11 protein-coding genes and 1 pseudogene are annotated in these 15,425 nt (G+C 73.6%); 7 read left to right on the top strand and 5 right to left on the bottom strand.

What is annotated here, in order from left to right:
- The 3 genes from ABZX30_RS35475 to ABZX30_RS35465 all read left to right on the top strand — a co-directional run.
- Positions 1-1,795 (top strand): DUF4012 domain-containing protein (locus tag ABZX30_RS35475; protein WP_355941746.1); only part of this gene is annotated, 1,795 nt, incomplete at its 5' end.
- Between the two features lie 90 nt (positions 1,796-1,885).
- On the top strand, positions 1,886-3,379 hold the full coding sequence (locus ABZX30_RS35470) for a sugar transferase (protein WP_355941744.1): 1,494 nt from the start codon (positions 1,886-1,888) through the stop codon (positions 3,377-3,379).
- 72 nt (positions 3,380-3,451) lie between these two features.
- A complete protein-coding gene (locus tag ABZX30_RS35465; RefSeq protein ID WP_355941741.1) occupies positions 3,452-4,618 on the top strand; it encodes a hypothetical protein in 1,167 nt (388 codons plus the stop codon).
- Here ABZX30_RS35465 and ABZX30_RS35460 read toward each other — a convergent pair.
- Together ABZX30_RS35460 and ABZX30_RS35455 are read right to left on the bottom strand one after the other, a co-directional pair.
- Positions 4,594-6,501, bottom strand: a complete 1,908-nt coding sequence (locus ABZX30_RS35460) for an asparagine synthase-related protein (protein ID WP_355941738.1) — start codon at positions 6,499-6,501, stop codon at positions 4,594-4,596. The genes ABZX30_RS35465 and ABZX30_RS35460 overlap by 25 nt on opposite strands.
- Positions 6,501-8,828, bottom strand: coding sequence for a bi-domain-containing oxidoreductase (locus ABZX30_RS35455; protein WP_355941735.1), 2,328 nt, complete (start codon positions 8,826-8,828; stop codon positions 6,501-6,503). Before ABZX30_RS35455 ends, ABZX30_RS35460 begins: the two co-directional genes overlap by 1 nt.
- Positions 8,829-9,042: 214 nt before the next feature.
- Here ABZX30_RS35455 and wecB point away from each other — a divergent pair.
- Positions 9,043-10,113 (top strand): annotated as a pseudogene (wecB, locus tag ABZX30_RS35450) (UDP-N-acetylglucosamine 2-epimerase (non-hydrolyzing)); the annotation flags it as partial.
- Positions 10,114-10,176: 63 nt separating this feature from the next.
- On the opposite strand, the gene wecC reads toward wecB, so the two are convergent.
- Positions 10,177-11,418 (bottom strand): UDP-N-acetyl-D-mannosamine dehydrogenase, encoded by a 1,242-nt coding sequence (gene wecC, locus ABZX30_RS35445; protein WP_355941732.1) that lies wholly within the window; start codon positions 11,416-11,418, stop codon positions 10,177-10,179.
- Positions 11,419-11,703: 285 nt separating this feature from the next.
- Here wecC and ABZX30_RS35440 point away from each other — a divergent pair, with 285 nt between their 5' ends.
- The gene (locus ABZX30_RS35440; RefSeq protein ID WP_355941729.1) at positions 11,704-12,501 is read left to right on the top strand and encodes a glycosyltransferase; all 798 of its coding nucleotides are present in this window, start codon (positions 11,704-11,706) and stop codon (positions 12,499-12,501) included.
- A 47-nt stretch (positions 12,502-12,548) separates the two neighbouring features.
- A complete protein-coding gene (locus ABZX30_RS35435) occupies positions 12,549-13,556 on the top strand; it encodes an FkbM family methyltransferase (protein ID WP_355941726.1) in 1,008 nt (335 codons plus the stop codon).
- Positions 13,557-13,625: 69 nt separating this feature from the next.
- On the opposite strand, the gene ABZX30_RS35430 is transcribed toward ABZX30_RS35435, so the two are convergent.
- Both ABZX30_RS35430 and ABZX30_RS35425 read right to left on the bottom strand, forming a co-directional pair.
- Positions 13,626-13,781 (bottom strand): hypothetical protein, encoded by a 156-nt coding sequence (locus ABZX30_RS35430; protein ID WP_355941723.1) that lies wholly within the window; start codon positions 13,779-13,781, stop codon positions 13,626-13,628.
- Between the two features lie 155 nt (positions 13,782-13,936).
- Positions 13,937-14,935, bottom strand: coding sequence for a GDP-L-fucose synthase (locus ABZX30_RS35425; protein ID WP_355941720.1), 999 nt, complete (start codon positions 14,933-14,935; stop codon positions 13,937-13,939).
- A gap of 224 nt (positions 14,936-15,159) precedes the next feature.
- Here ABZX30_RS35425 and ABZX30_RS35420 point away from each other — a divergent pair.
- Positions 15,160-15,425 (top strand): GDP-mannose 4,6-dehydratase (locus ABZX30_RS35420; protein WP_355941718.1); only part of this gene is annotated, 266 nt, incomplete at its 3' end.

The raw sequence follows: 15,425 nt of genomic DNA, 5'->3' as shown, positions 1-15,425 counted from the left end.
GGGCGGCCTGCGCCGCGCGCTCCGGTACGTCCCGGCGACCGTCGCGGCGCTCGCCCTGGCCGGGGCCGCCTGGATCGCGGTCACCGGACTGCTCGCCCGCACGGAGCTGCTCGCGGCCGAGCGGGACCTCGATGCGCTGCGGCGCTCCGTGACGGCCGCACCGGCACCCGGCGCGGCCGGACGGCAGCGGCCCTCGGTGCGGTCCGCGGCGGCCCACGCCGCCCGGGCGCACCGCCTCACCACGGGACCGGCCTGGTACGTCGCCGCCCGCCTGCCCTTCCTCGGCGGCCCGCTGCGGACCGTGCGCGGCGCCGCGTCCGCCGCCGACCGGCTGTCCGCCGGCGTCCTCTCCCCCCTGATCCGCGCCCTGCCGGCACCGGACGGCCCCGACGGGATGTCCGGGGCGCTGCGGTCACTGCGCGAACACGCCCCGGACGTCGTCCGGGCGGCAGAGGTCGCCGCCCGGGTGCGGGCCGACGTGCGCGGGCTGCCCCGGTCCACCTGGCTGCCGGCGGCCGACCGGGCCCGGGCCGCCCTCGCCCGGCAGACCGACCGCCTCGCCCCGGCGCTGGCCGACGTCTCCGTGGCGGCCCGTCTGCTGCCGTCACTCCTCGGTGAACAGGGCGAACACCGCTACTTCCTGGCGTTCCAGAACACCGCCGAGGCACGCGGCACCGGAGGGGTCGCGGGGGCCTTCGCGGTGCTCCGGACCGACCGGGGCCGGGTGTCGTTCGAGCGGTTCGGCAACAACACCGAGATGGCGGCGGCGAAGGCGGACATCGACCTGGGCGCCGAGTTCGCCGACCGCTACGCGGGCAGCGATCCCACCCGCGTGTGGGCCAACTCCAACCTCAGCCCGCACTTCCCCTACGCGGCCCGCATCTGGGCCGCGGCCTGGCACCGGCACACCGGTGAGCGCGTGGACGGCGCGATCGCCCTCGACCCGGCCGCGCTGGGCCGTCTCCTGCGGGTCACCGGTCCGGCCCGGCTGGCCGACGGCACCGAGCTCACCGCCGACAACGTCCTGGACCTCACCGAGCGGGCCAGCTACGCGCGCTACGACGACGTGACCCGGCGCAAGGCCTTCTTCGTCGACGCGGCACGCGCCGTCGCCGGGCCCCTGCTCGCCGCCTACGCCGACACCCGCCGACTGCCCGCCCTGCTCCTGGCCGTGCACGAGGCGCAGCGCGAGGGCCGGCTGAAGCTGTGGAGCGCGCACCCCGAGGAACAGCGGCTCCTGGAGACGCGCCCCTACGCGGGCACGCTCCCGGACACCCCGGGCCCCTTCGCGGGGCTGGCGGTGAACAACGCGGCGGGCTCGAAGCTGGACTACTACCTGGACCGGAGCCTGGTCTGGGAGGCGGGGGACTGCGCCGGCGGCGGGCGCCCGGTCACCGTCACCGTGACCCTGACCAACCGCGCCCCGTCCGCCGGCCTGCCCGGCTACGTCACCCTGCGGGAGGACCACCCGCCCTACCGCACCCGGCCGGGCGACAACCGGCTCCTGGTGTCGTACTACGCCGGGGCCGGAGCCGACCTCGTCGGCGCCACCCTGGACGGCCGTACCGCCCTGCTGGCGCCCGGCACCGAACGCGGCCACCCCGTGTACACGCTCGATCTGGAACTGCCCGCGGGCGCCCGCCGCACCCTGGTGCTGAACCTGCGCGAACCGCACGCGGACGGCAGGCCGGTCCTGCTGCGCCAGCCCCTGGTCACGCCCCTGCGGGCCACGGTGAAACCGGGCAGTGCATGCGGCAGCCGGACAAACAGCACGGCACAGGGTCCTATCGGGTGACAGTCGCCCCGCGGGCAAGCGTCGCACCCCGCTCCGCCGCGGACGCCATACACACTCGATCAGACCCTTTTACTCCCGTTTGGAGGGCGAATGTCGCTGTTCGGGGAGATCATGCCCCAGCTACCGGGGGCACGACAGCCGTGGCCCCGGGGCGTCGACGAACAGCCACCGGCCGGACGCGACACCGGCAAACCCCTCTGGTACATGCCGGCCGCCGCCTTCGGGGACGCGGTCGGCGCCCTCGTGCCGGCCTACCTCGCCTTCGCCCCGGCCGACGGCGCGCGGGCCGTGCTGCACGCGGCGGTGGCCGCCGTGGCCTGGCTGCTCGTGCGCACCGCACGGGACCGCTACGCCGAACGCCGGCTAGGGGAGAGCGGCGCCCTGCGCCCCGCGCTGCAGGACTGGCTGGTCCTGGTCGGCATGCTCGCGGTGGTACGGGCGGCGACCGGCGAGAACTCCCCCTTCCCCGTCGCGCTCGCCGCCCTGGCGCCCGCCGCGCCCACGAGTGCTCTCGTGCACACGCTGATCCGCCGCCATCTGGTCGCCCGGCGCCGCGACGGCCGCGCCGTGCGCCGGGCCCTGGTGATCGGAGAGGCGAAGGCCGTCGACGGCCTCGTCGGCCACCTCGCGCGGCGCACCGAGCACGAGTTCGTCATCGTCGGCCTCTGCCCGATCGGCAAGGAGAACCCGCAGTCGCTGGCCCCCGTCGCCGCCCGCCTCGGCAGACAGACGCCCGCGCGGATGGCGGCCGACCACACCCCGGTGCTGGACGCGGCCCGGCGGCTCGACGTGGACGCGGTCCTCGTCGTACCGGGACCGCACATGAGCGGAACCCGCCTGCGCCGGCTGTCCTGGGCCCTGCACGGCGAAGGGCGCCGGCTCGTGGTCGTACCGGGTCTGACCGAGGTGTCCGGGCGCCGGCTGGGCGTGTTCTCGGTGGCCGGACTGACCATGCTGAACGTCGCACCGCCCCTGCGGCGGGGGCTCGCCGCGGTGCTGAAGTCGGTGACCGACCGGCTGGGCGCGGCGCTGCTGATCGTGCTCCTGGCCCCGGTGTTCGCGGCGGTCGCCCTGGCCGTGCGCCTGGACTCCCCGGGACCCGTCGTGCACCGGCAGACCCGGATCGGACGCGGCGGAGCGCCCTTCACCATGATGAAGTTCCGCACCATGGTCGCCGACGCCGAACGGCTGCGGCACCAACTGGCCGGCACGAACGAGCAGGACGGCCGGATGTTCAAGATCCGGCGCGATCCGCGCATCACCCGCGCCGGCCGTCTGCTGCGCCGCTGCTCCCTGGACGAACTGCCCCAGCTGTTCAACGTGGTGTGCGGGGACATGTCCCTGGTCGGCCCGCGTCCGCCGCTGCCCGACGAGGTCGCCCGCTACGACGAGGTGGAACTGCGCAGACTCGCCGTCAAGCCGGGCCTCACCGGCCTGTGGCAGGTCAGCGGACGTTCGGACCTGTCGTGGGACGAGACGATCGCCCTGGACCTCGGATACGTGGACAACTGGTCGCCGTCGGTGGACCTCGGGGTGCTGGTGCGCACGGTGCGGGCCGTCGTCGCGGGCACCGGCGCCTACTGAGCGCACCGCGCGGAGCCCACCGGGCGCACCGCGCAGGGCCACTGAGCGCACCGCGCGGAGCAAGGAGAACCCATGGAATCGACAACCGCCCCCGCCGTCCCCGACGTGCTCGTCCTCGCCGACCGGCTCTTCCGGTGGGCCGACGCCCGCGACTGGTCCGGCCCCGACCCCTACGACGGGCTGACCGGACCGCTGGGGCGGCTGGCCGTGCACCGGGTGCTGCGCCAGGCCCTGCTGCAGACCGTCAAGCGCAGCCCGGCCGACCTGCGGCCGCTGCTCGGCATCCGCCCGCTGCGCACGGCCACCGCCACCGGTTGCGCGGCCGGTGCCTGCGCCCGGCTCGCCGCGGCCCCCGTCTGGCGCGAGCGCGCGCTGCGCCTCGGCCGGTCGACGGCCCAGGCGCAGCTGTCCGGCCGGTACGCCGGGCTGTGGCGCTACGAGTTCGATGTGCAGACCCGCTGGTCGTACTACCCGGCGTCGCTCCCCAACCTGGTGGCCACCACCTTCTGCGCGGACGGCTGTCTGGATGCCGGGACACTCGACGGCACGGCCGTGCGGTCGCTCGCCCACGGGCTGCTGACGCACCTGCACAACGGCGTGTTCTTCACCTACACGCCGGGCAGCGGCGTCCTCGTCCACAACGCCAACCTCATGGGTGCCGCGCTCGCCGCCCGCCTGGCCCGCGCCACGCCCCTGCCCGCCGGCCTGGCGGACCGGCTGGCGGACGCGGCCCGCAGAGCGGTCGAGGTGAGCCTTCGGTGCCAGCGCCCCGACGGCTCGTGGCCGTACGGCCCGGGGCCGCGCCTGGGCTGGGTGGACGGCTTCCACACCGGATACGTGCTGCTGCGCCTGGACCAGGCGGCGACCCTGCTCGGCATGGACGTGCGGACCCCGCTCGTACGCGGGGTCGACCACTATCTGCGGCACCTCTTCGACGGCCCGCTGCCCCGCTACTTCGCGGACGCCCGGACCCGGCGGGACCCGAACAACGACGCCACGGCGGTACGCATGGCGGCATGGACGTCCGAACGCGGCTTCACCGGAACCGACTTCGGCCACGCCGTGCTGGCGGCGGTCATGGACCGCTACCCCGCCCTCGCCACGAACCCCGGGACCCCGCGGGCGAACAGGGCCCTGTGGGAGTCACCCCGCTGGAGCGCCGCCCCCCTCCTCGACGCGCTGACCGCCCTGCACACCACGTCACATCCACGCGGTCAGGCGACGGCGGCCGCCCGGTAACCCGACAGGACCTCCGCCGTCCGGCCCGCGCCGCCCGCCGCGTACCGCTCCCACCACACGGCCGCGCACAGCAGCCCGAACACGGCGAGCCCACGGTCACGCCGGCCGTGCACGTGCTCGGCGACGAGTCGGTCCGCCGTCCGCCGGTCGAAGACGTCGTCGAACAGCGGGGAGCGCCGTACCTCGGTCCACAGCCGGTGACCGTGCTCGCGCAGCAACGACCGCACCGGCGCCCCGAAGCCCGTCTTGGGACGCCGGGCGACGAACTCCGGCACACCGGAGGCGACCGCGGCCGCGCGGAAGCGCGCCTTGCCGTCCCCCAGCCGCAGCTGCTCCTCCGCGACGGCGCCGAGAGCGGCGGCCACCACCGGCTCCCCCAGGAACGGGACCCGCAGCTCGACGCTCGCGCGCATGGACGCGCGGTCGCCGTACAGCAGGTTCAGTCCCGGCAGGAACAGCCGCCGGTCGCACTCCGCCAGCGCCGCGAGGGGCGTCCCGCCCGCGGCCAGCACGGCGCCCGCCACCTCACGGTGCCGCTCGGTGACCGCCTCCAGCCCCACGAGCGGCGACAGCGCCGCCCACTCCGGCCCGGAGTGGTAGGCCTGCGTCGCCCACGACCAGTCGAGGGCACCGAGCCGGAGCAGCTGCCCGAACTTGTCCGCGCGGCCGCGGTAGCTCCGGGGCGTGGGAACCCGGCCCACGGCGCCGAGGGCCGGACGCGTCCAGGCGGGAAGCCGCTGCAGCAGCTGTACGGCCTGGTAGCGCTGGTAGCCCAGGAACAGCTCCTCCACGCCCAGCCCCGACAACAGCACGGTCGCCTCGCCGCGGGCCGCGTGGGAGAGCCGCATGAGCGCGACGGCGGCGGGGTCCCCGAACGGCAGCTCCATGGTGGTCACCAGCTCGGGGATCCGGCGCAGCACGTCGACGTCGAGGTCGACCCAGGCCAGCGGCAGGCCCAGCCGGCAGGCGACCCGGGCGGCGTAGGGGGCGTCGTCGTCGAACGGCTCCGCGGCGGCCGACGCGGTGGACGGCCGGGCGGCGAAGGCGGGTCCGGTGAAGCCCTCCCTGCGGAGCTCCACGCCCAGCCAGGTGCTGTCCAGACCTCCGCTGAGCAGCAGCCCCACCTTCACATCGGCCCGCACCTGGCGCGCGATCGACTCACGGACGGCGACGCCGATGTCCGCGGCGGGCACGGGGGCGGGAGCGCGCCACCAGGTCGACGCCTCGTCGTACCCGGGCGCGCGCCGGGACAGCACCGTCCCGGCGGGTACCGTGCGGACGCGCTGCCAGCCGGTCCGCGGCGGCGGTGTCCAGAGGAACATGGCACCCTGCGCCACCGCGACCGGGTCGGCGCCTCCGGTCAGCCCGGCCACCCGCAGCGGTTCGATCTCGCTGGCGAGCGCGACCAGGCGCCCCGCCGCGTCCGCCGCCGCGTACAGCGGCTTGACGCCCAGCCGGTCACGTCCGTAGCGCACCTCACCGTCGGGCAGGACGAGGGCGAAGGCGAACATGCCGTCCACCTGGTCGAGCAGCCGCGGCGCGTCCGATTGCAGCAGCAGTTCGTAGAGGACCTCGGTGTCGCCCCCGGTCGTGAACGTCACATTCCGCTTCCGCAGCGCCGCGCGCAGCTGCGGTGCGTTGTAGATCTCGCCGTTGTAGACCAGCACGCCCCGCCGGGCGGACCCGAAGGGCTGGTCGCTCCTCGGGGCGAGGTCCACCACGGCCAGGCGGCGGAAGTGCAGCGCCGCGCGCCAGCTCTGCCCGCCGAGGTCCGCGTGCCCGCCCGCGTCCGGGCCGCGGTGGGCGATCACCGCGCACGGGTCGGGGTGCGACGACCGCCCGGGCCGCGCGGCCCGGCCCAGCAGAACCACGAAGCCGCACATCAGAGCTCCGTCGCGGCCGGAGCGGAACCGCCGGCGTGCCGACCCGGTCGCGGCACGCCGGCCGCGGCGTCGGGACCGGGGCCGGGGCCGGGACCACCGCCAGGACCGGGAGTGAGGCCGGGCTGCGGGCACCCCAGCGCCCTGGCCAGAGCCGGGGTGGCGGGGGCGGTCCCGACGACGCGGTCCTCGGCGAGCGAGTCGGCGGCGCGGCAGGCGACGAGGGAACTCCACAGCGCCGACGCGAAGTCGGCGGCGGCGGCGGTCTGCTCGTCGAGGGGCTCGTCGCGGACCCGGCGCAGCAGCGAGCGCATCTCGGCCGCGTGCCCCTTGGGTGCGCCCCGGTACTTCGTCGTGGCCGCCCGTCCCCCCTTCCACACGGTGAGCGAGCGGAAGTCGTCGATCCTGGCCGCCAGTCGGTCGGTGGCCACTTCCAGGAGTTCCTTCGGGGCGCCCGGAGCCGTCAGCCCCCCGTAGACGATCGAGGCGGACGACCCGTCGTCGTAGGTGAGGTGGACGGTGACGCTGTGGGCGGTGGCCGGGTCCTTGGAGTCAACGCCGACGGCCCGTACCGCGAGAGGCCTGCCGGGGACCAGGAAGCCCGCGGTGTCGATGAAGTGGCACACCTCCCCGAGCAGCCGGCCGCCCTGCCGGGGGTCCGAGTACCAGTGGCCGGCCGGGAGCCGGCCCGCGAACACCCGGTGGACGAGCTGGAGGGGCGCGCCCGCGGGCAGCGCGGCGCGCAGGTCCCGCACTGAGGGCGCGAACCTCCGGTTGAATCCGGCCATCGCCGGGGCGCCGGAGGCCAGCCACGCGTCCGCGAGGTCCTCCAGTTCCGTCTCGGTCAGGCCGAGGGGCTTCTCGCAGAACAGGGCGGCGCCGCCGCGCAGCGCACCCGCCGCGTACCGGGCGTGGCTGTCGTGGCGGCTGAGCACCAGCACGCAGTCGGCGCCGCCCGAGGCGAGGGCGGCCTCGGCGCTCTCCGCGACGGTACGAAAGCCCCAGCGGCGGCCCTGATGCGCGGCGGACGGTCCACGTCCTCCGGCGACCCAGGAGAACGCGACGCCGGGCTCCCTTTTCAGCTCGGGGAAGAGCGTCCTGGTGGCGAAGTTGCCCGCGCCGACGGCCGCGATCCGCACCGTGCCGCGCGGGGCGGTCCAGGGACGGGGCGCCGTCGGCGGTGCCGCGGGCGGCGGGAGGTGCGCCGTGCCGGGGTAGCGCAGCAGCAGGGCCACGCTCCGGCCGGTGCCGGACGGCTTGAGCGCCTCGTACGCTTCGGCCGCGTCCTCCACGGCGAACACCCGGGGCTTGAGCCCGGCGAAGTCCACGGCGCCCGTCGCCAGGAGCCGCAGCACCTCGGCCAGGTTGCGCCTCTCCGTCCACGGCACATAGCCCTCGGGGTAGGGGTGGCCGCCCTCTTCGAAGCGGGGGTCGTAGCGGCCGGGGCCGTAGGAACGCGCGTAACGGACCGTCAGTTCCTTGTGGTAGTAGGACGACCGGGGCGGTGCGACGCCCACGTCCCCGACAACCACCACGGTGGCCCGGTCGCGGACGAGACGGCCGGCGAACTCGACGGGGTCGGAGCTGGCTGTGGCCGCGGTGATGAGCACGGCGTCCGCGCCGGCGCCCGCCCAGCGCCGCAGGACCAGGCCGGGCAGGCCGTCCGCGTCCCGCGGGAAGGCGGCGAGCCCGGCGGACTCGGCGAGCGCCACCATGCTCGGGTCGGGGTCGACGCCCACCGCGTCGTAGCCGTAGGCCCGCACCAGCCGGAGGGTGATCTGGCCGAGCAGGCCGAGCCCGATGACGGCGATCCGGGAACCGGGCACCACCTCGGCCTGGTGGATGCCCTGGAGCGCGATCGCGCCGACCGTCGCGAAGGCGGCCCACCGGGTGTCCACCCCGTCCGGCACCGGCACCACGAGGTTGCGGGGCACCGCGACGATCTCCGCGTGCGCCGCGTAACGGGCCCCGGCGGCGGCCACCCGCATCCCCGGCCGGATGTCGTCGACGCCCTCGCCCGTCCGCAGCACCGTCCCCGCGCAGGAGTAGCCGAGCTGCACCGGCCGGTCCAGACGGTCCCTGACGGTGCGGTAGGTGTCCGCGAGCCCGGCCCGCTTCACGCTGTCGATCACCTGTGCCACCTGGTCGGGCCGCTGCCGCGCCTTGCCGATCAGGCCCTTGGCGCCGGCGGAGACGGTCGCCCGCTCCGTGCCCGCGCTGATGAGCGACCAGTCGTTGCGGATGACCACCATCCCGGCGGCCGCCTCGGGGGCGGGAACGTCCGCCACCGTGATGGAACCGGTACGCGGCGACAGGAGCACTGTCTTCACTTTCCTGCCTTCACAGGGAGGGAGTTACGGCCACCGCGGAATATAAGGCGCAAGGTCATGAATTCATCCACGAAACAGACCAGACGGAGCAATATCCGCATACGGCCGGGTGAACACGCCCGGCGAATGCTCGGGCTCGGTCGCGCGATACCGATTCGCTGGAGCGGCCCGCCGTCCGGGGCCCTCGGTTAAGGAGACTCGGGTGAAACGACTGATGGTCGTGTACGGAACGAGACCGGAGGCCATCAAGATGGCCCCCGTCATCGAGGCACTGGACCGGTCCGTGATGTTCCGGCCGACGGTGACGGTGACCGCCCAGCACCGGGGACTGCTCGATCAGGTGCACGCGGTGTTCGGCATCCGCGCCGATCACGACCTGGGCGTCCTCGCCCCCGGCCAGTCCCTGGCGGACATCACCGTCCGCGTCCTGGACGGGCTGTGTCCGCTGCTGCAGGCGGAGCGCCCGGACGCGGTGCTGGTGCAGGGCGACACCACGACCGCCTTCGCCGGGGCCCTGGCCGCCTTCTACCACCGCGTCCCGGTGGCCCACCTGGAGGCGGGGCTGCGGACCGACGACCGGTACGCCCCCTTCCCCGAGGAGATCAACCGCAGGATCACCACCCAGCTGGCGTCCCTGCACCTCGCGCCCACCCGGCACGCGCGCGACAACCTGCTGCGGGAGGGCGTCGCGCCGTCGGCCGTGGTGGTCACCGGGAACACCGTCGTCGACGCCCTGCGCGGGGCCGTCGGGCGCGGGGCGCGCTTCGAGGACCCGGCGCTGGCCGATCTCGACGACACCACCCGCCGGGTCCTGCTGGTGACGGCCCACCGCCGGGAGTCGTGGGGACGCGGCATGGACGCCATCGGCGGCGCCCTCGGCGACCTGGCACGCAGCGAGCCCGGCCTGCTCATCGTGCTGCCGCTGCACCCCAACCCGGTGGTACGCGCGGCGATCCTGCCGCACGTGGAGCACCTGGAGAACGTACGGCTGACCCGGCCGCTCGACTACGGCGTCTTCGCCCGGCTGATGGACCGCGCGCACCTGATCCTCACCGACAGCGGCGGCATCCAGGAGGAGGCGCCGGGCCTCGGCAAGCCGGTGCTGGTCATGCGGGACACCACGGAACGGCCCGAGGCCCTGCGGGCGGGCACGTCCCTGCTGGTGGGCACCGGCCGGGAGCGCATCGTGCAGGAGGTGCGGCGGCTGCTGCACGACCGGGCCGCCTACGCCGCGATGGCCACGGCCGTCAATCCGTTCGGCGACGGGCGCGCGGCGGACCGCAGCGTGCGCGCGCTCGGCCACTGGCTGGGGCTGTGCGAGCGCCCCGCGGAGTTCGGCGGCACCGGGTCAGCGCCACAGCCCGCGGGTGTCGAACACCGCCTTGCCCCGCAGCGCGGTCCGCTTCACGCCGCGGAAGGCGTCGTGGTCCACGAGCAGTACGACGATGTCCGCGTCGCGCACGGCGGTGGCGACGTCGACGAGTTCGACCGCGCCCGCACGTGCCAGTGACTCCGGCAGTTCCCGGATGTGCGGCTCCGCCACCAGCAGCCGGCCGACCCGCCGCTCGGCCAGCTGGGTGACGATGTGCAGGGCGGGGCTTTCGCGCAGGTCGTCGATGTTCGCCTTGAAGGCCAGGCCGAGGCAGGCGATCACCGGGTCCTTGAACCGTCCGGCCGTGCCGAGCACCTCGCCGAGCACGTAACCGGGCCGCCCGTCGTTGATCTCCCGGGCGAGCCGGACGAGCCGCGCCTGCCGGGGCGCGGCGGAGACGATGAACCAGGGGTCCACGGCGATGCAGTGCCCGCCGACGCCCGGCCCCGGGCGCAGGATGTCCACCCGGGGGTGCCGGTTGGCCAGGTCGATGACGTCCCCGGCGTCGATGCCGAGCTGGTCGCAGACCATGGACAGCTCGTTGGCGAAGGCGATGTTGACGTCGCGGAAGGCGTTCTCGCCGAGCTTGGCCAGCTCCGCGGTCGTGGCGTCGGTGAGCAGGCACTCGCCCTTGGTGAACACCTGGTACAGGGCGCGTGCCCGCTCGGCGCAGCCCTCGCCGACCCCGCCGACCACCCGGTCGTTCGTCACGATCTCGATCATCGTCCGGCCCGGCAGTACGCGTTCGGGGCAGTGCGCGACCCGCACCTCGGGCGCGTCCGCGCTCTCGTGCGGAAACGTGAGATCGGGCCGGTGCTTGCCGAGCCACCGGGACAGTTCCACGGTGGTCCCGGGCGGCGAGGTGGACTCCAGGACGACGAGATCGCCCGCCTTGAGCACCCGGCTCACCGAGGCGGCGGCGGCGCGCACGTACGACAGGTCCGCCGTGCGGTCGTCCTGGAGCGGGGTGGGCACGGCGATGATGAAGGCGTCGGCGGACTCGGGCGCCGTGGCCGCCCGCAACCTCCCCATGGCGACCGCACCGCTCACCGCCACGGCCAGGTCGGGCTCGCCGAAGGGAATCCGGCCGGCGTTGACGAGGTCGACGGTGGCGGGGTTGACGTCGACACCGATGACGTCGATCCCGTTGGTGGCGATGGCGGCGGCGGTGGGCAGGCCGATGTAGCCGAGGCCGATGACGCAGACGGTGGAGAACACCGGGCGAACTTCCTTTCCGGGTGTGCCGCGGGTGAACCGGGCCGATGACGTGACGGAAAGCGTGCGGAAAAGCAGGACTGCATGCACAGACTGGACCGGCGGAGCAGGCATCGGCCGACAAACGCGCCGCGCGGAGGTGAACTCGCCGATTCCCCCGAACCGACGGCCGGCCCGCCATCCGGTTCCGGGCGGAGGAATTTCCGGGTCGAGTGCCGTGTCACCGCCGGCACATCGCCCGGTCCGGGGTAGCACTACGGCAGGGACACCTGTCGACGACGGAAATCGATGACGGAAATCGGAGGTGGTGCAGTGGGCTTCCGGGCCGTCCCGCGCGTGCGGATGGTGGTGCCGACCAACGGCGAACGCCCCGCCTATCTCGAGGAGTGCCTGACCTCGATCCGGCAGCAGGCGGAGCCCGTGGACCTGGTGATCGTCGGGCCTGCCGGAGCCGCTCCCCACCTGCGTCAGGCGGCCGAGCGGCACGACTGCCGCTTCCTCGTCGAGGAGCGGCGGGGCCTCAGCAACGCGATCAACCAGGGCTGGCAGGGGGCCACCGCCGAGTTTCTGGCCTGGCTGGGCGACGACGACCTGCTCGCCGAGGGAAGCCTGGCCGCGGCCCAGGGGGAACTCGACCGGACCCGTGCCGCCAGCATGGTGTACGGCCAGGTCACGGTGATCGACTCGGTCGGCCGCGCGCTCTACACGATGCGTCCCGGTACGTTCGCCTCCTGGTTCTTCCGGTACGGCCAGAACTGGGTGGGGCAGCCCGGGTCCCTCTACCGCCGCGAGGCGGTGCGGCAGGTGGGCGCGCTCGACCCCACCCTGCGGTACGCGATGGACTTCGACCTCCATCTGCGCCTGCGGCGCAGCGGACGGATGGCCTACCTGCCGCGGCGGCTCGGGTGCTTCCGCGTGCACCCCACGTCGCTGACGGCGAGCAATCCGGACCCGCAGGACGAGGGACGGCGCGTCATGCGCCGCTATCTCGGCCCGAGGGCCCGGCGCTCGGAGAACTGTTGGTGGCCGGTCGCACGCTGCGTCAGCCGGGGGTGGGCCATCTTCACGAAAATCGGCGGCCGATAGAGACCGTCACGAGAATGCGGGAATACGGTCTCTGCTACGTTTCCCGCATGACCAATTCTGCGACAATGCCGAGAACAACAGCACCGAACAGTGTTGCCCAGGCATTGCTTAAATGCGCGACAGCGGCGCACAACGGCTCCATTGGTCGTCATATCATCAGATCTTCGGCCCGGTTCACTCGCCGGTTCTGGTCGGAGCACGGCGACCCGCTCGTCACCTGCCGAATCGCCGGTCACGACATCGTGCTGCCGCTGTCGCACGACCTGCCCGTCATTCTCTCCGCGTCCCCGCATTACGCGCAGAACCTGGCACGCCTGACGGCCATGACGGCGGCGGCCCGTCAGGACCTCACGATCGTGGACATCGGCGCGAACGTCGGCGACACCGCTGTTCTCATGCGGGCGGCGGCGACGGCGCCGATCCTCTGCGTGGAAGGCGATGAGCTCTTTCTGGACCTCCTGCGCCGGAACGTCGAGCACCTGCCCGACGTCGAGATCGAGGAGGCGTACGTGGCCACCGCCGACGACACCGGCCGGGTTCACACCGTCGTACGGCAAGCGGGTACCGCCACGCTGGTCCCTCCGACGTCGGGTCCGCGGCCCGCCCGCCCCTTCCGGTCCCTGCCGGCCGTCCTCGGTTCACACCCGCGCTTCTCGTCGCCGGGTCTGGTGAAGATCGACACGGACGGGGCGGATCCGGGCATCATCGTGGCGAACGGGGAACTGCTCGCCCGTGCGCGTCCCGTCGTCTTCTTCGAGTTCGCTCCCCTGTGGGCCGCCAGAACAGGGGACGAGAACCCGTACCGGGCCGTCACGGCACTCGCCGAGGCCGGATACCGGGGGGCGCTCGTCTACGCCCACACGGGCGAACTCCTGCTCCTCACGCGGCTCACCGAGCCGCATGTGTGGAAGGACCTCGGCCGCTACACGCTGGCCCACGGGAACGGCTCGTACTACGACATCGCGGCCTTCCACACCGACGACGCCGAACTCTTCGAGCAGGCCGGTGCGGCGGAGCGGGCCTTCTTCGACGGCAGGGCCGCCGCATGCCGCTGATCCGCGCCGCGGGCCGAGGCCTGCCGGCCCAGGCCGGGGTCGTCACCCGGACGACCCCGGCCTGGGCCGTCACGCCCCGAAGGCCTCGGCGATCGACACGTCCCTGCGCTCGTCCACCAGGTGCACGGTGAGGTCGCGCATCGACCGCAGGAGCCGCGCATGGTCGTCGCCCGTGTACGTCAGCTCGTCGCCGAGGCCGCGAGCGGTCCGGATGCGGGACCTCACGAAGGCGGCTCCACCGAAAAGCGAAGTTCATCGATCCCGGCCTGAACCCCTCTTTCGACGGCCTTTTGAGTCAGACCGCTGACAGCCTTTTTCAGCACCCGGGGACCGTACCAAGGAGACCGGGCGATGCACGCCGCGGCGAGCACCACGGCACTTCACCGCCCGCGAGCCTCGCCCGATCGAAGCAGCCGGACGTACCAGGCGTAGGTGCTGCGGATCCCGTCCTCCAGGGAGATCTCGGGTTTCCATCCCAGCGCGGTGATCCGGGAGATGTCCAGGACCTTGCGCGGCGTCCCGTCCGGCTGCCGCGGGTCCCATTCGACGGCGCCCTCGTAACCGACGACGGCCGCCACCGTCTCGGCGAGTTCGCGGATGGTGAGGTCCTCCCCCGTACCCACGTTCACGGGCGCGTCCGCGTCGTACCGTTCGAGGAGGGTCAGGCAGGCCCGGGCGAGGTCGTCGACGTGCAGGAATTCCCGGCGCGGGGTGCCGGTGCCCCAGTTGACGACCTTGGGCGCTCCGTCGACGTACGCCTCGTGGAATCGTCTGATCAACGACGGCAGCACGTGCGAACGCTCGGGGTGGAAGGTGTCACCGGGGCCGTACAGGTTCGTCGGCATGGCGCAGATCCACGGCAGGCCGTGCTGCCTGCGCACGGCCCGGACGTGCATGATGCCCGCGATCTTGGCGATCGCATAGGCCTCGTTGGTCTCCTCCAGGTGTCCGGTCAGCAGGGCCTCCTCCCGGATCGGCTGGTCGGCCAGTCTCGGGTAGATGCAACTGGAGCCCAGGAAGAGCAACCGCTCGACGCCGTGCCGCAAGGCGGCGTCCATGACGTTCACCTGGATCCGCAGGTTCTCCGACAGGAACTCGGTGGGGCGGGTCGTGTTGGCCCTGATCCCCCCGACCCGCGCGGCTGCCAGGACGACCGCGTGCGGCCGGTGCCGCGAGAACCAGTCGAACACCGCCGGGCGGTTCCTCAGGTCGAGCTCCGTCGAGTCGGGGCCGAGGAGTGCGCTGAATCCTGCGGCACTCAGCCGTCTCCAGACCGCGGAGCCCACCAGGCCCCGGCGTCCGGCGACGAAGATCCGGTCGAAACGCTCCAGCGGGCGGTGGGGTGCGGCGGTCGGTGCCCCGGCGATGGTCGTGTTCATGAGCAGGCACTCCTCTAACCGTTCGGGCAAGCCCAAGGGCCGTGCCGGGTCGCCGGCCATGTCACCGCGACCCGGTACACATCTCCACTCATGGGACACAGCACCTCACTTCCCATGAATGATCCCTGGCCTGACCTAATCTGACATATGGTCAGCAGCCCTACGCCGCAAGGCGCACTCGGCGGCACCGGATTTCGAGGTCTACGCCCAGTTAGGAGTGCGTGGTGACAGTCAAGAAGGCGCTCATCACCGGGATCGGCGGCCAGGACGGGTCCTATCTCACCGAACTGCTGCTGGCGAAGGGGTACGAGGTCCACGGCACCGCCCGCCGGGTACCGGACTTCGTCCACCGAGGGGACGACCGGCAGACCACGGAACGGCTGTTCCTGCATTATGGCGATCTGACCGACGGCACCCGGCTGGTGCGCCTGCTCCAGGAGGTACGGCCCGACGAGGTCTACCACCTGGCCGCCCAGTCCCACGTACGCGT

The sequence above is a fragment of the Streptomyces sp. NPDC004542 genome, from assembly GCF_040610035.1.
Classification (GTDB): Bacteria; Actinomycetota; Actinomycetes; order Streptomycetales; family Streptomycetaceae; genus Streptomyces.
Note: the sequence above shows the minus strand (reverse complement) of the source record. Positions and strands in the feature narration are given on the sequence as shown.